17 protein-coding genes and 1 riboswitch are annotated in these 18953 nt (G+C 52.3%); of the genes, 11 read left to right on the forward strand and 6 right to left on the reverse strand.

Going from position 1 to position 18953, the window contains the following annotated elements; translation table 11 throughout:
• Positions 1-136: 136 nt before the first annotated feature.
• Both AB8Q18_00160 and AB8Q18_00165 read right to left on the reverse strand, forming a co-directional pair.
• Positions 137-1723: a DNA cytosine methyltransferase gene (locus tag AB8Q18_00160; GenBank protein ID XDZ51503.1), complete on the reverse strand. Its 1587-nt coding sequence runs from the start codon at positions 1721-1723 to the stop codon at positions 137-139.
• 204 nt (positions 1724-1927) lie between these two features.
• The gene (locus AB8Q18_00165) at positions 1928-2818 is read right to left on the reverse strand and encodes a LysR family transcriptional regulator (GenBank protein ID XDZ51504.1); all 891 of its coding nucleotides are present in this window, start codon (positions 2816-2818) and stop codon (positions 1928-1930) included.
• 268 nt (positions 2819-3086) lie between these two features.
• Between AB8Q18_00165 and AB8Q18_00170 the strand changes: the two genes are divergently transcribed.
• Together AB8Q18_00170 and AB8Q18_00175 are read left to right on the forward strand one after the other, a co-directional pair.
• A complete protein-coding gene (locus AB8Q18_00170; protein XDZ51505.1) occupies positions 3087-4373 on the forward strand; it encodes an aminotransferase class V-fold PLP-dependent enzyme in 1287 nt (428 codons plus the stop codon).
• Between the two features lie 44 nt (positions 4374-4417).
• Entirely contained in the window at positions 4418-5644 is a 1227-nt protein-coding gene (locus tag AB8Q18_00175; GenBank protein XDZ51506.1) for a dicarboxylate/amino acid:cation symporter, read from the forward strand.
• A gap of 318 nt (positions 5645-5962) precedes the next feature.
• Here AB8Q18_00175 and AB8Q18_00180 read toward each other — a convergent pair whose 3' ends face one another.
• Positions 5963-7183 (reverse strand): Zn-dependent hydrolase, encoded by a 1221-nt coding sequence (locus AB8Q18_00180; protein XDZ51507.1) that lies wholly within the window; start codon positions 7181-7183, stop codon positions 5963-5965.
• Between the two features lie 179 nt (positions 7184-7362).
• Between AB8Q18_00180 and AB8Q18_00185 the strand changes: the two genes are divergently transcribed.
• From AB8Q18_00185 to AB8Q18_00225, 9 genes are all read left to right on the forward strand, one after another.
• Positions 7363-8286, forward strand: a complete 924-nt coding sequence (locus AB8Q18_00185) for a LysR family transcriptional regulator (GenBank protein ID XDZ51508.1) — start codon at positions 7363-7365, stop codon at positions 8284-8286.
• A gap of 232 nt (positions 8287-8518) precedes the next feature.
• Positions 8519-8563, forward strand: a riboswitch (PreQ1 riboswitch).
• Positions 8564-8649: 86 nt separating this feature from the next.
• Positions 8650-9327, forward strand: a complete 678-nt coding sequence (gene queC, locus AB8Q18_00190; protein ID XDZ51509.1) for a 7-cyano-7-deazaguanine synthase QueC — start codon at positions 8650-8652, stop codon at positions 9325-9327.
• On the forward strand, positions 9320-9979 hold the full coding sequence (locus tag AB8Q18_00195; protein ID XDZ51510.1) for a 7-cyano-7-deazaguanine/7-aminomethyl-7-deazaguanine transporter: 660 nt from the start codon (positions 9320-9322) through the stop codon (positions 9977-9979). The genes queC and AB8Q18_00195 overlap by 8 nt, the downstream gene beginning before the upstream one ends.
• 406 nt (positions 9980-10385) lie before the next feature.
• Positions 10386-11183, forward strand: coding sequence for a glutamine ABC transporter substrate-binding protein GlnH (gene glnH, locus AB8Q18_00200; GenBank protein ID XDZ51511.1), 798 nt, complete (start codon positions 10386-10388; stop codon positions 11181-11183).
• Positions 11184-11222: 39 nt separating this feature from the next.
• Complete coding sequence (gene glnP / locus AB8Q18_00205) at positions 11223-11879, forward strand: glutamine ABC transporter permease GlnP (GenBank protein XDZ51512.1); 657 nt, start codon at positions 11223-11225, stop codon at positions 11877-11879.
• Positions 11876-12604: a glutamine ABC transporter ATP-binding protein GlnQ gene (gene glnQ / locus AB8Q18_00210; protein XDZ51513.1), complete on the forward strand. Its 729-nt coding sequence runs from the start codon at positions 11876-11878 to the stop codon at positions 12602-12604. The genes glnP and glnQ overlap by 4 nt, the downstream gene beginning before the upstream one ends.
• A gap of 3 nt (positions 12605-12607) precedes the next feature.
• Positions 12608-13621, forward strand: coding sequence for a C45 family autoproteolytic acyltransferase/hydrolase (locus AB8Q18_00215; protein ID XDZ51514.1), 1014 nt, complete (start codon positions 12608-12610; stop codon positions 13619-13621).
• Between the two features lie 27 nt (positions 13622-13648).
• On the forward strand, positions 13649-14998 hold the full coding sequence (locus AB8Q18_00220; protein XDZ51515.1) for an aspartate aminotransferase family protein: 1350 nt from the start codon (positions 13649-13651) through the stop codon (positions 14996-14998).
• Positions 14995-15558, forward strand: coding sequence for a carboxymuconolactone decarboxylase family protein (locus tag AB8Q18_00225; protein XDZ51516.1), 564 nt, complete (start codon positions 14995-14997; stop codon positions 15556-15558). The genes AB8Q18_00220 and AB8Q18_00225 overlap by 4 nt, the downstream gene beginning before the upstream one ends.
• A gap of 109 nt (positions 15559-15667) precedes the next feature.
• Here AB8Q18_00225 and AB8Q18_00230 read toward each other — a convergent pair whose 3' ends face one another.
• The 3 genes from AB8Q18_00230 to AB8Q18_00240 all read right to left on the reverse strand — a co-directional run bounded on the left by AB8Q18_00230 (position 15668) and on the right by AB8Q18_00240 (position 18931).
• A complete protein-coding gene (locus tag AB8Q18_00230; GenBank protein XDZ51517.1) occupies positions 15668-17161 on the reverse strand; it encodes an aldehyde dehydrogenase in 1494 nt (497 codons plus the stop codon).
• Between the two features lie 90 nt (positions 17162-17251).
• Complete coding sequence (locus tag AB8Q18_00235; protein ID XDZ51518.1) at positions 17252-17611, reverse strand: cupin domain-containing protein; 360 nt, start codon at positions 17609-17611, stop codon at positions 17252-17254.
• Positions 17612-17632: 21 nt separating this feature from the next.
• Positions 17633-18931, reverse strand: coding sequence for an NAD(P)/FAD-dependent oxidoreductase (locus AB8Q18_00240; GenBank protein XDZ51519.1), 1299 nt, complete (start codon positions 18929-18931; stop codon positions 17633-17635).
• Positions 18932-18953 lie beyond the last annotated feature (22 nt).

The raw sequence follows: 18953 nt of genomic DNA on the forward strand, positions 1-18953 counted from the left end.
AAAGAATAGAGCTGTTAAGTTAATAAGACTTTGATATAATTTACTGTTTAGACTTAACATTAATTGTCATGAGTATTAAGTAGAGCGGTGTGTAACACTATACTTATCATATTATACAGTCTGAGTTATTATGATTTTACTTAAGTAATAGCTTCATTACAGATGTAGCAATTTGGTTGGCAAGTAATGGGGGGACTGCATTACCTACTTGGACATATTGTTCTGTTCTACTGCCTGCAAAAAAGTAATTGTCAGGAAATGTTTGAATTCTAGCAGCCTCTCTGACAGTGAGGCTGCGGCATTGCTTTGGATCGGGATGAATAAAGTAGTGTCCATCTTTAGAGATGTGGCTCGTAATTGTTGTTGCTGGAATATGCGGTGCTTGAACTCTGAATCGATCTGCAAATTTACCAGATTTGAAATTTGCATGATTGGGCACTAATTCATCAAGATAGTCATTAGATTTTGGGGTAGCTATATCCCAGTTTTCCCTTTCTGCGCAAACCGCCCAAGCACTGCAGAATAAGTATCTATGGAGATCTTTTTCGATATGGCCACGGGTTTCATGATTTGAAATATAACCATTCAGCCTTTCGTCATGAATCCAGTTGTTCAGTATTTCATTACGTGAGTTTATTTTCTTGGCCTGCAGGCCAAAAATACTACCTTGCTCATTAATAGGGGCTTGAAAATTTTTAATAATATTTTTAAGTTCACAAGCAATAACATTATGTTTATATATTTTTGATTTTGATAAGGCGGGAATGACTTCTTTTTTGATACTAATAACCGCGTTAGTCCAATCCTCTCGGGTGTGATGCTTTACCTTCGATAGGCCGCTTCTAAGTTCTGGTAAGCCATTCAGCACATCCTTAACAGTGACAATTTTTTTTTCCTCTTTTAGCAACATTGAGCTATTCCATTTGTCCGCAATATCTTCTCTTATACCAAGAATTATTACTCTATGGCGTTTTTGTGGAATTCCATAGTTTTCTGATTTGATTATAAAGTCTTGAGGCGGATGATCTACGTCATTGCTAGTGAGTGGGCTTGAGACAAGTGAGAACAGTTTGTAGTTATGGTGATTTACTGTATACGAACCTTGTTCTAGCCCAAATTTAGTTGGGTTTTGTAAGTCGCGATATATACTGTCAAAAATAGGTTTCCCATTGATTTTTGCGGAGAGCATGCCTTTTACGTTTTCCATAACGAAAACAGCTGGTTGAAATTTAGCAATGACTTTTAAATATTCTTTATATAAGAAATTTCGATGGTCGTCTTCTGCAATATAGTTTTTATTGTTTCGTGCTGGCCCTGCAAGTGAATATGCTTGGCAGGGGGGGCCGCCAATTAAAATACATTCGTCGTGACCAATTGATTTCTCGATCGATTTAAATATTTGGTCATTATCTTGGCCAAGGGTAAGGCACAGAGCTTCCTCATCAGCTGCTTTATATTCATTAGGGAATAATGAATATAACTTTTCCTCGGGCTTTTCTCCTAAATTACCTTTCATAAACTCAAAATACTCATCGGGTACATTGTCCCCAAATTGTCTATAGAAAGCCCTTAACCGTAAAGTTGCGTGAGCGCTGGCTTCTTTTTCAATTGAAATAGCTATTTTGAATATGGGTTTGCCATCAGCATCTTTAAGTGCAGAAAAGCCTTCACCTAGCCCGCCAGGCCCAGAGAATAAATCAATTACTTTAATAGGAGGATTCATTTTTACATAGTTCAATAATAGTAGATGGAAAGTATACCAGGAAAAGATTTATTTGCTAGGTTTATTACAGGGTCCTAGAGCTTATCAGTAATGAAACTACACTTGGGAGTAAGTTAAGGATTGGAAAATAATATTGAATATACTGAGTTATTTTATACATTCAATAGCTATATTATAGGCTTAGTATTGTTGGTATAAATTATGTCAGATACTTTCCACCTTCTCCCTTAAATACCCCACTAACTTCTCCCGAAACACCTCAATCACCTCCGGGTGGTCACTCAGATGCGCCGGATTGTAAATCAGGTGAATCTTCCGGCTTGGCGCCTGGTCGCGCAGGCGATGGTAGTAGAGCGCGTCGTGCTGCTGCACCTGCTGGCATACGCTCAGCGGGGCGAAGAACCAATAGTCATCGTGCAAGAGCTGGTAGGCGACTGAAAACGAGTCGCTGCGCCATTTATGTACGTAGGCTTCGCTTAAAAACTTTTTGCGCCAAAGGTTATAGTCATAGCCCCAATCCACAAAAATTTCTGTCTCTTCATTGAGCTCGGTGCTGTCGATGCTGTCGCTGGGGAATAGCCCCGGCTTCTTGGTGACCACCACAATTTCTTCGCTATAAATTTCTTCCGAGACCACGCCGATGTCGGTAAAGTCGCTGACGATGATGCCGATGTCGATGACTTTGGCGTTGGTGAGGCGGGCGATTTCGTGGCTGTGTAGGTTGTGGATAGACAGGCGCCAGTCGTGTTCGTCGAACTGTAGGTTCTTATAAAAATCCCCTAATAAATACATGTTTAGGCTTTCCACGCTGGCGATGGAGAGCGAGTAATAGTCGGTTTCGGAGCGGAAGTTTTTGATTTTTTTGTTTAACTCTAGCCAGTTCAGCGCCAAGGGCAGGAACTGCTTACCTTCGTTGGTGAGCTCGGTGGCCTTTTCGCCCTTGCCGCGCTTAATCAGGGTCACGTCCAACAGCCGCTCTAGTTCTTTGAGGCGGTAGCTGACGGTTGATTGCGAGGTAAACAGCTTGGCGGCCGAATCGGTGATGTTCTTGGATAGGGCGACGGTCACAAAGGTTTCGATAAATACAAGGTTCATGGCGCTTGGGTTCTCGGTTATTGGGTCGTTTTAATCAGATTATGGGGTGGCCGGCGTGGCCTGAGCCTGGCTTTAGATTATGGCAGATTGGTTAAGGGTTTGTCACATCAGTTATTTTATGGGCGCTTGATTTGCGCTTGGGGTTGTGGCGGCGTGTTTCTTTAATCATGAATTAATTCGATATTTAATATGATGAGATTGTGTTTTTTTAATCAAAAAATCGTGGCTATACTGGATTCACCATAAGAAATAGAAGAGGAACACCCAAATGAGCCATACCTTAAGCGGGCGCCTGATTGCGCCCCAGATTCACCAAGCGCTGCGTGCGCAGTTTGCCTATCTGGATCAGGACTTGGACGGCAGCTCGCGCCTGTTTTTTGACAACTCTGGCGGCTCGCTGCGGCTGATTGAAGCCATTATGGCCAAGAACACCATTGATCTGTTGCCAGATTGTCCTGAGCGGGTGCATGAGCGCGCCTTAATGCTGCAAGACATCATGGCCAAGGGCGAAGAGACCATTTTACACACCATGCTGAATGCGCCTTCTGGGTCTTTATTGACGGAATTAACCGCGTCGCAGGTGATGTTCCAGATGGTGGGCACGATTGTGACCCATGTGGCCGGCACCAATGTGGTGACGTCCAATATTGAGCATCCTTCGGCCTATGATGCGGCGGCGTTTTATTGTGCCCAAACCGGTAAGACCTTACGCGTGGCCGAGGCCAATGCAGAGGGCTTTGTCAGCGTGGAGTCGATTCTAGCGCTGATCGATGAGGAAACGACGCTGTTGAGCATCATTGCGTCGTCGAATATCTCGGGCAACATCATGGATTTGGCCACCATCGTGGCCAAGGCGCGCGAGAAGAAGCCGGATTTATTCATTATTTCGGATGCGGTTCAGCATTTACCTCACGGCACCATTGATTTAAGCGCCATTCCTTTAGACGGCCTGAACTTTGCGCCGTATAAGTTCATGGCCAGCCGCGGCATTGGCTTTGGCTATGTGTCGGATCGGGTGTCTGCCTTGCCTCACCATAAGCTATTGGCGCGTCCTGATCAGGCTTGGGGCTTGGGCACGCCGACGGCGTCGCTGTTCCATTCGATGAATCAGGTGTTTGCCTATATTGATGCGCTGGGTGCGGCGGTGGATGAGGCCGCGGATACGCCACGCGCGCGCTATTTGGCCGGGATGGAGGCGATTGAGCTGCACGAGCGGGCGCTGCTGCATCGCCTGCTGAACGGCGGTGAAGGGGTAACGGGGCTGCGCCAGATGGCGGGGGTCAATGTTTATCTAGACGATGCACCGTTAGACCAGCGCGACCTGATCGTGGCAATGGGCCTTGAGGGCTGGGATTTTGATGCATTACGGGCCGAATACCAGCGCCGTGGCGTCACCGTGTATGAGCGGGTGAACACCAGTATTTATTCTAAACGCATTGTCGAAGCCTTGGGCTTGAGCGGGGCGATACGGGTGTCGCCCATGCATTGCCACACCGAGGCTGAGATTGATCAATTTTTAAGCATTACCCAAGCCATCGTCAACGGCGATCGCTAATCGATAAGTTAATATAATAAAAGCAGTCACAAAGGAGTAGAGAGATGAAAAAAATGGGTCTATCAACCAAGGTATTCCTTGGGTTTGTGGTGGGGATCGCCCTTGGGTTGATTTTTAAACAAGACATTTTGGTGATTAAACCAGTAGGGGATTTGTTCTTAACCCTGATTAAAATGCTGGTGGTGCCGTTGGTGTTTTTTTCCATTGTGTCGGGCGTGGCCAGCATCAGCGACGTGCAGAAGCTCAAGCGTATTGGCTCCAAAACCATGCTGTATTACGTGGTGACCACGATGTTAGCGGGCTGTATTGGCTTAGCGGTAGCCCACATTGTGCAGCCGGGCAGTAACTTTGATTTGGCCAGCTTGCAAACGGCCGCGGCGGTAGAGGCGAAAGCGATGCCGACGCTGGGCGAAACGTTGTTGAGCATCTTCCCGAGTAATCCGGTGAAGGCCTTGGTAGACGGCAACTTGATGCAGATCATCGTGTTTGCGCTGTTCTTTGGCATTTCCATCACTTTAATCGGTGAAAAAGCCGCCAAGATGAATGATCTGATGAAAGAAGGCACCGAGATCATGTACAAGATGACTGCGATTGTGATGGCGTTCTCGCCCATCGGCGTGGCCGCCTTGATCGCCTGCACCATCGGTGAGTACGGCTTTAAAATCTTTGGGCCTTTAGCTAAGTTTATTTTGACTGACTACTTGGGCTTGATTGCGGTGATTGTGCTGATGTATTTGGTGATGTTGAAGTTCATTGCCAAGGTGCCGCTGCGCCACTTCTTCAAACACATCACTTCAATTTGGCTGGTGACGGCCAGCACCACCAGCAGTGCCGGCACGCTGCCGGTGACCATTCGGGTGACGGAAGAAAAGTTTGGCGTGGCCAATGAGCTGTCGCAGTTTAGCCTGCCGGTTGGGGCGACGGTGAACATGAATGGGGCGGTGGTGTATTACGCTGCGGCGATCATCTTTATATCCCAAATTTATGGCGTGGATTTAAGCATTTATCAGCAGATCATGATTATCGTGTTGACCACGCTGGTGTCGATTGGCTCGCCGGGTATTCCGGGCGGTGGCATTGTGATGACCATTATGCTGTTGTCGACCATGGGCTTGCCGATGGAGATCGTGGGCTTGATTGCCGGTATTTACCGCATCATTGATATGGGCCACACCACGCTTAACGTGACGGGCGACGTGGTCAGCACGCTGTGTATTGCGCGTAAAGAAGGCTTGATCGACGACAGCGTGTACGAGCAGTCAAAAAATTAAAGCTGAAGTTATTCATGATCTGACCGTGTAAGAGAGAGTGCTTCATCCAGATCATACAAAGCCACTGCCTTGATGGGGTAGTGGCTTTTTCGTGGGCGTAGGGTGGTGCGCGCAGCTTAGCCACCGTTTCCCACGTTTCACGCACTTCAACTGTCAATCCGCGTGGGTCGCGACCCACCCTACGGCTTAGCGGCCAATGCTGTGGTTGTAAAAATGAACCATGATGCAATCAGTCTTGACGCTCTTAAAAAAATAACCCCACTGTAAACGGTGGGGTTGTTTTTATGCGCTTCATCGCGCTGGTGTGTGTTGCCGTACTTAAGCCATCTGCTGATCCAGCTGCACCAGCGTCTTCAATAACACCATGGTGCCTTTGTCGATTTGCTCGGGTGAGGCGTATTCGACCGGGTTGTGGCTGATGCCGTCGAGGCAGGGGATGAAAATCATGGTGGTGGGGCAGACTTTGGCCAAGAGGATGGCGTCGTGGCCGGCGCCGCTGATGATGTCTTGGTGGGCGTAGCCAAGCTCGGCGGCGGCTTGGCGTACGGCGTCGATGAGATCTGGGGTAAACGCTTGGGGCGGGTTGTACCAAACTTCGGTGAGCTTATGGACCACGCCGCGTTCGGCGTCGATGTCGGCCAATAGGTCTTGGATGCGCTGGTGTATGGCCTGTAGGCCTGCGACTTCGGGATGGCGAATGTCGATGGTGGCGTTCACCGATTGCATGATGGTGTTGTAGGAGCTGTTGTCTGACCGGATTTTACCGATGGTGACGTTGGCGCGGGCGTCGAAGGCCAAGACGGCCTGCTCTAGCCGTTGGGCGAAGTCGGTAAAGGCGAACAGCGGGTCGTGGCGCAGCGGCATGGGGGTGGTGCCGGCGTGGGCCGGCTGGCCGCTGATGCTGAGGTCAAACCACATGATGCCTTGGCCGCCGGTGACCACGCCGATATCCATGCCTTCTTTTTCCAGCACTGGGCCTTGCTCGATGTGGGCTTCTAGATAGGCTTGCGGATACGGCATTGAGCTGGCGCGGCGAGCGCTAGGCAGGTCGCTTAACTCGCTGGCGACAGAAACGCCGTGGCGGTCGGTTTGTTCGAGGGCGTGATCTAGGGGCAGTAGGCCGCTGTAGACGGACGAGCCCATCATGGCGGGCGAGAAGCGGGCGCCTTCTTCGTTGGTCCAGGCGGTGATGGTGAGGGTGTGGGCCAGCTCATGGCCGTGGTCTTTTAAGGTACGTACAACTTCTAGCGCCGACAAAACCCCAAAAATGCCGTCGTAGTGGCCACCGTTGGGCTGGGTGTCGAGGTGGCTGCCGAGCATGATTTCGGCGTTGGTTTGGCCTTGAAAGGTCACAAATAGGTTGCCAATGTCGTCATAGCTGGCCACGCCGCCGTGGGCTTCGGCCCAGCCGATGAATAGGGCGCGGCCGGCTTTGTCTTCAGGGCTGAGGGCGAGGCGACAGGCGCCGCCTTCGGGGGTGGGGCCGATTTGGGCCAGCTCGTGAAAGGTGGCCATGAGGCGATCTAGATTAATGCGCATGATGGGGCTCCATGAATGGGATGTATACGATGGGTGGTGCTGGTCGCTTCCGTCACGTTGATGCCATTCATTTAAGGCAATCAGGTTCAAGCATACCGCTTGAAACCATTCTTTACTATGTGTTAAGTTAATTCAATTAATGATTTTTAATAGTTGGTATTAGCAGAGGTTAAGGCAATATGAAAACACGCCATCACTTGGCCGACGCACTGAGTTGGAATCTGCTGCACACGTTTTTGGTCATCGTGGAAGAGAAAAGCCTGACCAAGGCCTCGCTGCGGCTGCACGTGACGCAGTCTGCCTTAAGCCAGAGTTTAAAGCGGCTAGAGGAGCGGGTGGGCTGCGTGCTGATTCACCGCAACCATCGCCAGTTTGAATTGACGCGTCAGGGCACTGAGCTGTTTAAGATTGCCCAAGAAATGTATAAAAAAATCGCCAGCTTCGACGACGATTTACAGGACGATACCGGCATTAAAGGTACGATTCGGCTGCTGGCGCTGAGCCGAATTCAAAACCAGCAATACGATGATTTCTTGACTGCGTTTAACCGTAAATATCCTGAAGTCGGTTTTGACATTGAGGTGTTGCCCAGCTCGGAAATCTGGCGCCAGCTGGCGCAAAAAGTCCCCGCCATTGGCATTGCCATTTACAAGCATAAAGACGAAAAAATCCACGATGAGCTGGTGATTAACCAGCGCTATGCGCTGTTTTGCGGGGTCAACCATCCTTTGTTTAATGTGGATAAGATCACGCCTAAGCTGCTGCAAAAGCAAAACTTTGTGTCGTTTCAAAGCGAGCAGATCGGCGATTCGTTGTCGGCGTTGACGGTGTTTCGCGATAAGTTGGGCCTGATGAACCGGATTAAGGCCACGTCGAACAGCCTGGATGAAGTGATGCGCTTAATCATCAATGGTTTTGGCATCGGTTTTTTACCCGAACACATTGCCGACGACCCACATTTAAACCACAAGTTAAAAAAACTACCGCCATTAGAAGGCGCCTGCGACATCCCCATCCATATGCTGTGGCATAAGGAACGTAAGCTCAGTGAGGCAGAGCAGTGCTTTATTAAGGCGTTCCGGCAGCGGGTGCAGGGGCATTAACCAGTCCTTATGTAGGGATCATGTCGGGTGGGGCGTGCCCATGCGGTTTTTGGGGCGTTGCTGAGGCAGCCCTGCTCGATGCTAAGTATGACGGCTGTTGGCTGTGAGGTTAATGAGCGGTGAGCCTTTTGGCTTAGCCCCAGCCTGTCGATGAGGTGGCCTTGTGGTGTGCTTTTGCGACTTGTGGCCTGAAAATTTACCCGAGAGGCGGACTCGGTTATAATCGCCCTTCGATTTCGTGGTTCGAAACCCTCCCACGCTAAAAAACTAAGGACACAATATGCTGTATCTTTCTCGCGGATCATGCTTGGGCATGGTCTCGTCTGCTTTGCCTGTAGCCACCTGTATTGAACAGGAGGCCTTATGAGCACTAAGCGCGCACTGGTCATCTTTTCGGGTGGCCAAGATTCTACTACCTGTTTGTTTCAAGCCTTGCAAGACTATGGTCAGGGCAATGTGGAAGTCATCAGCTTTAACTATGGCCAACGCCATCAGATTGAGCTGGCGAAAGCCACGGCCATCGCTCAGGATTTGCAGGTCAAGCAAACCATCATCGACACCACGGTGATTCAAGCAGTGACCCACAACGCTTTAATGGACGACACGGCCATTATTCGCGACGAGGGCCCGTATCCGAATACCTTTGTTGATGGCCGTAACGCCTTATTTTTGCTGCTGGCCGGCAGCTACGCTAAAAGCCAGGGCATTCACGACGTGATCATTGGTGTGTGTGAAACCGACTTTAGCGGTTATCCCGACTGCCGCGATGTGTTTGTGAAGTCGATGAACGTCAGCATGAATTTGGCCATGGACTATGCGTTTAACGTCAAAACCCCGCTGATGTATTTAACCAAGGCCGAAACCTGGCGCTTGGCGGCGGATTTGGGCTGTCTAGACTATGTGCGTACCCATACCCACACCTGTTATTTGGGTGTGGAGGGCGGCTGTCATGAATGCCCTAGCTGCTTGCTGCGCGAGCAGGGGCTACAAGCGTATTTAGCCAGCTGTGGCGACATGGATAAAGGGGTTGAAGATGTTTGAATTTACGCCCCAACAAAAGCAAAAAGCCCTGCTGTGGCTGTCGTTTTTCCATATCTTGGTGATTGCTTCCAGTAATTATTTGGTACAGCTGCCGTTTACTATTTTTGGTTTTCACACCACTTGGGGGGCGTTTACCTTCCCGTTTATTTTCTTAACCACGGATTTAACCATACGGGTGTTTGGCGCGTCGTTGGCGCGTAAAATCATTTTTGTGGTGATGATGCCAGCCTTGCTGATTTCCTATTATGTGTCGGTGCTGTTTTTTGACGGTGCCTGGTCGGGCTGGGACAGCATGTCGCAGTTTAATCTGTTTGTGGCGCGTATTGCCTTGGCCAGTTTTATGGCCTATGTGATCGGCCAGCTGATGGACATTTATGTGTTTAATCGCCTGCGTCAATTGCCGCAGTGGTGGGTGGCGCCTGCGGTGGCGGCGGTGTTCGGTAACGCAGTGGACACGGTGGCCTTTTTTGGGGTGGCCTTTTTTCGCAGCGACGATGCCTTTATGGCGACCAACTGGCCCGAAATTGCCATGGTCGACTATGTGTTTAAAATCATTATTTGCGCCCTGTTTTTCTTGCCGTTATACGGTGTTTTATTGAAATATTTATTGGCTAAGCTCACTTCGGTACGTGCGCCTGACGCGCGGCATTAAACCCGATTAAGCGATGGCCGCTTAACCCCGTCCTGCTGAGGTTTCAGCAGGACGGGGTTTTTTGTGGGCACAGCGACAAAAAGCGCAGCGGGGGTGATGGCAATAAATAGGTTAAAAGTGGTTTAGGGCGCAATTATTAAAAAGGCAGCTAAATGGCTGTGGCGCGGTTTTTTTGCCTTTCTATTTTGGCTGCATTGACCGTATAGCTACAACAAAGGCATTTTTTGGCGATCTTTTTTTAATATTCAAAAAGGGTTTTGTGGTTGCTATATTCATTCTTTATAGGTTGATTTAACACATAAAATGTCGAATGGCCTTTAGTTGCAAATTAATTTATGTTGTGGTTATGATGACAGACGTGTCGTGTCGACATGCGTGATTTCAAACCATCTACAAAGGGAACGTCATGGAACTGATTAAAAAAAATATGCTGAGCTGGATGACGGCGCTGACCGTAGGCGCAACCGTTTTATTAGCCGGTTGCTCGGATTCCGGCAGTAAGCCTGAGCAGGCCGCTGCGCCAGAGGCAGGAGCGAAAGAATTGACCGTGGTGGTGGATACGGCGTTTGTGCCGTTTGAGTTTAAAGAAGGCGATCGCTACGTCGGCTTTGACATCGACCTATGGGATGCGATTGCGCAAGACAATGGCTGGCAGTACAAGGTTCAGCCTATGGATTTCAACGGCATTTTGCCTTCGTTACAAACGGGTAATGCCGACGCGGCCTTAGCCGGGATCACCATTACCGAAGAGCGTCAAAAAGCGATTGATTTTTCTGACGGTTATTACGACAGCGGCTTTACCCTATTGGTGCGCAGCGACAGCGACATTACCGGCATCGATGGCTTAGACGGCAAGATTTTGGCGATTAAAACCGGCACCGCTGCGGCTGAATACGCCAAGGCCAATTTGGGCAATACCGAGCTGCGTCAGTTCCCCAATATTGACAATGCCTACCTAGAGCTGCAAACCCAACGAGTTGACGCCGTCTTGCACGACACGCCGAACATTCTGTACTACGCCGCCACCGCTGGTGAAGGCAAGGTAAAAGACGTGGGCGAGCAGATCTTGGCACACCAATACGGCATTGCCTTCCCGAAAGCAAGCCCATTGGTGGCAGAGGTTAATGCGTCTTTGGCGAAGCTGAAAGGCGATGGCCGCTACAACGAGATTTACAAAAAATGGTTTGGTAAAGAGCCGCAATAAGGCTGGCTACTAAAATGATGAATCAGGGAAGGAAAGCCGATGAACTTTGATTGGACGGTGGTTTATGACGCTTTGCCTGCCCTATTGCAGGGGGCAAAGCTGACCTTATGGATTACCGCCATAGGGCTGTTGGGCGGCACGCTGATTGGGTTTGTACTGGGCCTGATGCGCGCTTATGGGCATGTGTTGAGCAATACCATCGCGACGATTTACATCGAGCTGGTGCGCGGCACGCCTATTGTGGTGCAGGTGATGTTTATTTATTTTGCCCTGCCGCTGCTGGCCAATATTCGCGTTGACCCTTTAACCGCCGCCATCACTGCGATTGTGGTGAATGCGGCGGCCTACATCGCCGAAATCGTGAGGGGGGCATTTTTGTCCGTCTCCGACGGCCTTAAAGAGGCTGGTTTGGCCTTGGGCCTGCCGATGTGGAAGGTGTTGATTTTTGTCATCGGCCCGGTGGCGATACGGCGGGTGATTCCCCCTTTGGGCAACCAGTTTATTGTGAGCCTCAAAGACACCTCTTTGTTTATTGTGATCGGCGTGGGTGAGCTGACCCGTCAGGGCCAAGAAATCATGGCCTCTAATTTCCGTGCAGTGGAAATTTGGACGGCGGTGGCGGTCTTGTACTTGCTGATGATTGGGGTGTTGACGGTGACCTTACGCGTGATTGAAAAAAGGATGCGCATCTTATGACCATGATCCTTTTCGATAAAGTAGTGAAAAAATTTGGCCAAAACGTGGTGTTAGACCACGTTGACCTAAGTATTGAGCAAGGCGAAGTGGTGGTGGTGATCGGGCCCTCTGGTTCGGGTAAGTCCACGCTGCTGCGCTGTATCAATGCCCTTGAGGCCATTAACGGCGGCGACCTCATCGTCGACGGCTTAAGCGTGCGCTCGAGTAAGGCCGTGGTGCGAGAGATTCGCCAAGAGGCGGGGATGGTGTTTCAGCAGTTTAACCTATTCCCCCAATTAACGGCCTTGCAAAACGTGGCGTTTGGGCCGCGACACGTGCGCGGCACGTCGACCAAGGTGGCAGAGCAAGAGGCGGCCGAGCTGTTGCATAAGGTGGGGTTAGGAGATCGGCAAGATCACCTGCCTAGCCAGCTGTCTGGCGGTCAGCAGCAGCGGGTGGCGATTGCCCGAGCGCTGGCGGTGAAGCCCAAGCTGATGCTGTTTGATGAGCCGACGTCGGCGCTCGACCCTGAGCTGCGCCAAGAAGTGTTGAAGGTGATGCAATCGCTGGCTGAGGAGGGCATGACCATGGTGGTGGTGACCCACGAAATTGGCTTTGCCAAGCAAGTGGGGACGCGGCTGATTTTTATGGAAGACGGACACATTGCGGTTGATGGCGACCCTCGCACGCTGTTGGATCAGCCCACCAACCCAAGATTGCGTGCCTTCTTAAAGCACGTGGAGTAGGCCATGCTGGCATTTTTAAGCTTAAAAGGCAGTCATTTTGAAGTGGGTGAGGCGCTGGGGCGTTTCGGGGCCGAGGCATTTGCGCGCTTTCGGGCGCAAAGCCCCGCGTGGCAGCATTTATTGCGCTGGCTGCCGAGCGTTGAGCTGCAAAAAATGGCGGCCTTGGTGCAGACGCATTATCCCGACTATTGGCAAGAACTGCTGGGTCTCGCGCAAGGCTTGGGCCTGCCCATTGATCAAGTCTTGTTATGGAACTGTCGCGGTGATTTTTGGGCGCTTGCGCCCGATGGCTGCACCACGATTTTAACCCCCGGTGCGGGATTGGCCGTGGCCCATAACGAAGACGGCGATCCTTTGTTTCGAGGCCATTGTGGCGTGGCTCAGGTGAGGGTGGGCGATGAGGCCTTTGTGTCGTTCTTTTACCCAGGCTCGCTGCTTGGCCATACGTTTGCCACCAATCAACACGGCTTGGCCATCACGGTGAATAATCTGAGGCTGCAAAATGAAGACGTGGGCATGCCGCGCATGGTGTTGGCGCGCGCCACGGTGGCGGCACGCACGATAGACGAAGTGCGTACGGTATTAAGCCAAACGGCCCGTGCCGGAGGCTTTCATTTTACCGTGGCCGAGCTGGCGACTAAACGCCTCTACAGCGTTGAGTTTGGGCCTTACCATTGCTCGGTAGAGCAGGTGCAAACGCCCAGCGTCCACGCCAACCACATGATTCACGCGGCGATGCGGCCTTATCCGCAGTTGATTACCGGTTCATCGGCGTTTCGCCAGATTGCGGGCGATGCGTTGTTGGCCCAAGGTGCGGCGCCGTTAGCGATTTTATTCAGCAAAGACCACCCCAACTATCCGCTGTTTCGAGAAGACGAACAGGACAGCGACAACGAGCACACTTTGGCTACAGTCTGCTTTGAGGCCAACGGTGATGATTGGGACTGGTGTGTGTATGAGTATGCCGCGATTGAGCCGGTGCTGCGGTTTAAAAATATTGAGTCATTGCCCTCCTAACCCGTATTTGCTGACAGGATTTGCCTGATGAGCCACATCATTCACCGCAGTTTACATCACGTGCCCAAGGTCGCCGTTCGCGCCGAAGGGGTCTACATTTACGATCAAGAAGGGCGTCGTTACTTGGACGGCAGCGGCGGCGCGGCCGTGTCGTGCTTAGGCCATGGCCACCCTAAGGTATTGGCCGCCATGCACGCCCAAATCGATCAGCTGGCTTACGCCCACACCAGTTTCTTTACTTCGGCGGCCTCAGAAGCTTTGGCCGATTATCTGGTTGCGCACGCACCGCCTGGTTTAAACCAGGTGTATTTTGTCTCAGGCGGCTCCGAGGCGGTGGAAGCAGCCCTCAAGCTGGCGCGGCAATATTTTGTGGAGATTGGCCAGCCGCAGCGTACGCGCTTCATTGCGCGGCGCCAAAGCTATCACGGCAATACGCTCGGGGCCTTGGCCTTGGGCGGCAATGAATGGCGCCGTAAACAGTTTGAGCCTTTGTTAATGGATGTGGGGCGGGTGTCGCCTTGCTATGAATATCGAGATCGGCAGGATCACGAAAGCCAAGACGACTACACTGCGCGGCTATTGACCGAGCTGGAAGCGCAAATTGTGGCCATGGGGCCAGAGACCATTTTGGGCTTTTGTGCCGAGCCGGTGGTAGGGGCAACGGCGGGTGCCGTGCCGCCGACGCCGGGTTATTTTAAAGGCATTCGCGCCTTGTGCGACCGCTATGGCATCTTGCTGATTGCCGACGAGGTGATGTGTGGCATGGGCCGTACCGGCAGCCTGTACGCCATCGAGCAAGAAGGCTGCGTGCCTGATTTATTGACCATGGCTAAAGGCTTGGGCGGTGGTTATCAGCCGATTGGCGCAGTGCTGGCGGCCGAGCCCATCGTGGCGGCCTTGAAAGCAGGCAGTGGCCTGTTTCAGCATGGCCATACCTATATTGGCCACCCGACTGCCTGTGCGGCGGCTTTGGCGGTACAGCAAGTGTTGCTGGAGGATGGCGTCTTGGCTCAGGTAGGCGGCTTAGGCGACTATTTGGCCCAGCAGTTGCGGGCGGCCTTGGGCGACCACCCCCACGTGGGTGACATTCGTGGTCGTGGATTATTTTGGGGCGTAGAGCTGGTGGCCGATCGGGCCAGTAAACGGCCTTTTGCGCCCGAGCTTAAACTGCATCAAGTGATTAAAGCGCAGGCCATGGCGTTGGGCCTATTGGTCTATCCTATGGGCGGCACCATCGATGGGCGGCAGGGCGATCATGTGCTGTTGGCACCGCCTTTCATCAGCAGCCATGCCCAGCTGGATGAACTCGTTGATAAACTCAAGGGCGCGATTGATGCGGCTATATTGTGGGCTTTGGCCCAAGGAGGCCGCCTATGATGGCCGACCGCATGCCGCCTTTGCCCGAATCATCTTGGGATGAGGCGCAAACCGAGGCTGCACAAGAAGTGATGGCCGGGCCTCGTAAAGGCTTAATCGCGCCGTTTGTGCCGCTGCTGCGTAGCCCTGAGCTGTTAACCCACGCCCAGCGCATGGGGGCGTATTTGCGCTATCGCAGCGCGCTGACCTTACGCTTGTCGGAGCTGGTTATTCTCATCAATGCACGCCTGTGGGATCAGCCGGTAGAGTGGGCGATCCACGCGCCGATTGCGGCCGAGGCGGGTTTGGCCGCAGACAGCATTGAGGCGATTAGCCAAGGGCGATGGCCTGCGAATTTGGCCGAAGACGAGGGCATTGTGTATGGATTTTCGATGGAGCTGCACCAGCACAAGGCCGTCAGCGATGCGACTTGGGCGCAGGCGCAAGCCTTATTGGGTGAGCAAGGCGTGGTCGATTTGATTGGGCTGAATGGCTATTATTCATTTTTGGCGATGACCATGAATGCCTGCCGTACGCCCGTGCCTGCTGGCGCGACATCGGTGTTGCCGGCGCTTAAGTAAACGCGGCCTTCGCGTGTGTTGGCCCTGCCTGTTGCGGCAGGGCTTTTTTGTGGGCGTTGGCCATAAAAAAAACCACGCACAAGGCGTGGCTAAAGATCACACAGAAAGTTTAGTGGGCGATGCACACCGATTTAAGCTCGGTAAAGCTTTCTACCGAGGCTTTGCCAAATTCACGACCAATGCCCGATTGCTTGACGCCGCCAAACGGCATGGCAGGATCAAGGGGGACGTGGGCGTTCACCCAAACCGTACCGGCCTGGATGCGCGGCACCATATTCATGGTGTGGGTCAGATTATTGGTCCACAGGCTGGCGGCCAAGCCAAATTCTGAATCGTTGGCGGCGGCAATGACTTCGTCAACGGTGTCAAACACGATTAAGGTAATCACTGGGCCGAACACTTCGTGTTCAATGATGCTGCTGTCGGGCTTGGCGTCGATGATGAGGGTCGGCGGCACATAATAGCCGTCGCCGCTGGCGGCATAGTCGGCGCTGATGACGGTTGCACCTTCGGCTTTGGCCGTGGCGATGTGGGCCAAGATGCTTTGTTGATGCTTTTTCGAAACCACAGGCTGGATCTGGGCGGTTTCGTCGAGGCCAGGGCCGATGCTGAGGCCTTTGACCGCCTCGGTTAGGGCCGTTTTAACGTCGGCATATAGGCCGCGTTGGATGTAGATGCGTGAGGCGGCGGCGCAGACTTGACCTGAATTTAAAAAAGCGCCGGCAATGATGCCGTCAACAGCGGTGGCCACGGAGACATCATCCATGATGATCATGGGGTTTTTACCACCGAGCTCTAAGGAAAAGTGGGCCATGTGTTCAATGGCGGCGTGGCCGACTTGTTTACCGACGGCGGTAGAGCCAGTGAAGGTGACTTTATTGATCAATGGGTGTTCGACCAAGGCTTGGCCCATGCTGCCGTTGGCGCCCATTAATACGTTAAACACGCCGTCAGGCACGCCGGCCTGATGGGCGAGTTGGGCCAAATATAAGGCGGTTAAGGGCGTTTCGCTGGCCGGCTTTAACACCACCGAACAGCCTGCGGCCAGAGCGGGTATGGTTTTCCAGGCGGCGATGGACAGAGGGAAGTTCCACGGCGCGATGGCGGCCACCACGCCAACGGGTTCACGGCGGGTATAAGCAGTGTATTTCGCATGGGCCGGTACCGCGATGGATACGTCTAAGGTGTCGCCCGTGATCTTGGTGGTCCAACCGGCGATGTAGCGGATGAATTCGGCGGTGGCGCCGACTTCTACGTTGCGGGAGATATGGATGGATTTGCCTTGGTTAAGGGTTTCCAGCTGGGCCAAGACTTCCCCGTGCTCAATTAATAGCTCGGACAGCTTAAACAAGATTTTTTCCCGATCGGCGGGGCGCATGCCGGCCCAGCGACGGTCGACAAAGGCGGCGTGGGCGCTTTTAACGGCGCGATCCACGTCGGCCAAAGTGCTGTCGTTGAGGCTGCTTAGGGCTTGGCCTGTGGCCGGGTTGTACAGGGTGATGCGGTTCGGACCGCTGTTGGTTTCGGTGCGCCCATCAATAAAATGGCCTTGGGCAGTGGCTAAAAATTGGCTGACTTCAGGTAAGACGGCGATGGTGGTCATGAGGGCTTCCTTAAGCAAGGGTCTGAACAAAGGCGGTGAGACAAACGCCCCGGCCCACCGGCTGGCGAGTCGGGGCGTATGGGGTGAGGCTTAAACCGCAGATAAATAGTGTTTCACGAAGTAATCGGAATGGATTTCCCACAGCACGGTCGTGCCTTGTTCCACTACCCAGCTTTCGCCTGGGCCAAACGTCCACTTTTCGCCGCTGTCTTCGTTGGTCAGGGTGATGTTGCCGCTGACGATGGTGGCCTGTTCGCTGAATGGGTAGGTCATGCGGAACACGCCTTTGCTGACGCCGAAGTAGCCGCCGTTGATGGCCACTTCTGGGTTGCCGACGGTGAATTTGCCATAGGCTTTGCATTCGCCTTCGAGGATTTCAGACCCGAGGTCAACCACGGTGCCCCAGCTGTCTAAGTCGGCAAGCGTCATGGCGGATTTAATTTTTTGCATGTGAAACTCCTTAATGAAAGTTTAGCGGCGACCGGTGAAGTAGCCTGATAGTTGATGCAGGGTTTTGGCACCGGTCAACAGGAAAGGACGAAAACGGTCTTTGCCGATGATGGATTTGTGTTTGACGCGGCTGATCAAGTCGTAATGATCGGAGCCGCCGTGTATGCCCTCGGCCAAAATCTTGCAAATAATGTGGCTGGGCGTCACGCCAAAGCCAGAATAGCCCTGGACATAAAAGACGTTTGGATGCCCAGGCAGGCTCCCGATTTGTGGGAACAGATTGGCGCTACAGGCCATCGGCCCGCCCCAAGCCAAGTCGATTTTGACGTCTTTGAGGTAGGGGAAAATGGCCAACATCAGTTTGCGGTTATAGGCCTTTAAGTCTTGCGGCGTGTGCTCTACCCAGCGGGTAGAGTTGCCGAATAAGAGGCGGTTTTCTTTGGTGACGCGATAGTAGTCGATGACGGGGCGGATGTCGCTGTAGGCGCCGCGAATCGGGCTGATGCGTTCAATGAGTTCATCAGACAAAGGTTCTGTCATCAGCTGGTAGGCGAAGGTGTTGATGGTTTTTTTGTGAAGCTCTGGCTCCATTTTATTCAAGAAGCCATCGCAGGCCCACAGCATTTTCTTGGCGCGCACGCTGCCTTTGGCCGTACGTACGGTGACGGTGTCGCCGTAGCTGACTTCCAGCGCGGGGCTGAATTCATAAATCTGGGCGCCATAGCTGGTTAACGCTTCGGCTTCGCCCAACAGCAGGTTGAGCGAATGCACGTGGCCTGCACCCATGTGGACGAGGGCGCTGTCGTAGGCATCGGAGCCGATGACGTTGTGGATGTCGCTGCCGGTGGCCAAGTAAATGTCATTGACCTGATCTAGCGATTTAAAATCCTGTTCCCATTGTTTGAGGGTTTTGGTCTGGCGGGCGTTAAAGCCCAAATAGGCATAACCGTGACAAAAGTCGGCGCGGATGTCGTATTTTTTGATTCGATCCTGAATGATTTGGGCGCCTTGATCGCTCAGCGCAAACACGGTTTTTAGGCCTTCTTCACCCACGTCTTTTCTGATGACTTCAATGTCGTGACCGATGCCGGCCATGATTTGGCCGCCATTACGGCCGGTGCCGCCGTAGCCTAGGTGTTTGGCTTCCAATACCGCAATACTGGTGACGCCTTTTTCTGCCAGCTCTAGGGCGGTATTGATGCCGGAAAAACCACCGCCGATGACCACTACGTCAACGTCTATGTCGGCCTCTAGCGAGGGGTAGCTGGTGTGGTATTTACGGGTGGCGGTGTAGTACGTGGGTGTTTCAGATTCAATCATGTTTCTCTGCCTTCTCTTAGGT

The sequence above is a fragment of the Neisseriaceae bacterium CLB008 genome, from assembly GCA_041228285.1.
Classification (GTDB): Bacteria; Pseudomonadota; Gammaproteobacteria; order Burkholderiales; family Neisseriaceae; genus JAGNPU01.

Coding starts and splice junctions, on each gene's coding strand:
- AB8Q18_00165 (XDZ51504.1), bottom strand. CDS start 2,818: ATGAACCTTGTATTTATCGAAACCTTTGTGACCGTCGCCCTATCCAAG.
- queC (XDZ51509.1), top strand. CDS start 8,650: ATGAGCACTAAGCGCGCACTGGTCATCTTTTCGGGTGGCCAAGATTCT.
- AB8Q18_00220 (XDZ51515.1), top strand. CDS start 13,649: ATGAGCCACATCATTCACCGCAGTTTACATCACGTGCCCAAGGTCGCC.
- AB8Q18_00225 (XDZ51516.1), top strand. CDS start 14,995: ATGATGGCCGACCGCATGCCGCCTTTGCCCGAATCATCTTGGGATGAG.
- AB8Q18_00180 (XDZ51507.1), bottom strand. CDS start 7,183: ATGCGCATTAATCTAGATCGCCTCATGGCCACCTTTCACGAGCTGGCC.
- AB8Q18_00215 (XDZ51514.1), top strand. CDS start 12,608: ATGCTGGCATTTTTAAGCTTAAAAGGCAGTCATTTTGAAGTGGGTGAG.
- AB8Q18_00160 (XDZ51503.1), bottom strand. CDS start 1,723: ATGAATCCTCCTATTAAAGTAATTGATTTATTCTCTGGGCCTGGCGGG.
- glnH (XDZ51511.1), top strand. CDS start 10,386: ATGGAACTGATTAAAAAAAATATGCTGAGCTGGATGACGGCGCTGACC.
- AB8Q18_00195 (XDZ51510.1), top strand. CDS start 9,320: ATGTTTGAATTTACGCCCCAACAAAAGCAAAAAGCCCTGCTGTGGCTG.
- AB8Q18_00170 (XDZ51505.1), top strand. CDS start 3,087: ATGAGCCATACCTTAAGCGGGCGCCTGATTGCGCCCCAGATTCACCAA.
- glnQ (XDZ51513.1), top strand. CDS start 11,876: ATGACCATGATCCTTTTCGATAAAGTAGTGAAAAAATTTGGCCAAAAC.
- AB8Q18_00240 (XDZ51519.1), bottom strand. CDS start 18,931: ATGATTGAATCTGAAACACCCACGTACTACACCGCCACCCGTAAATAC.
- AB8Q18_00235 (XDZ51518.1), bottom strand. CDS start 17,611: ATGCAAAAAATTAAATCCGCCATGACGCTTGCCGACTTAGACAGCTGG.
- glnP (XDZ51512.1), top strand. CDS start 11,223: ATGAACTTTGATTGGACGGTGGTTTATGACGCTTTGCCTGCCCTATTG.
- AB8Q18_00175 (XDZ51506.1), top strand. CDS start 4,418: ATGAAAAAAATGGGTCTATCAACCAAGGTATTCCTTGGGTTTGTGGTG.
- AB8Q18_00230 (XDZ51517.1), bottom strand. CDS start 17,161: ATGACCACCATCGCCGTCTTACCTGAAGTCAGCCAATTTTTAGCCACT.
- AB8Q18_00185 (XDZ51508.1), top strand. CDS start 7,363: ATGAAAACACGCCATCACTTGGCCGACGCACTGAGTTGGAATCTGCTG.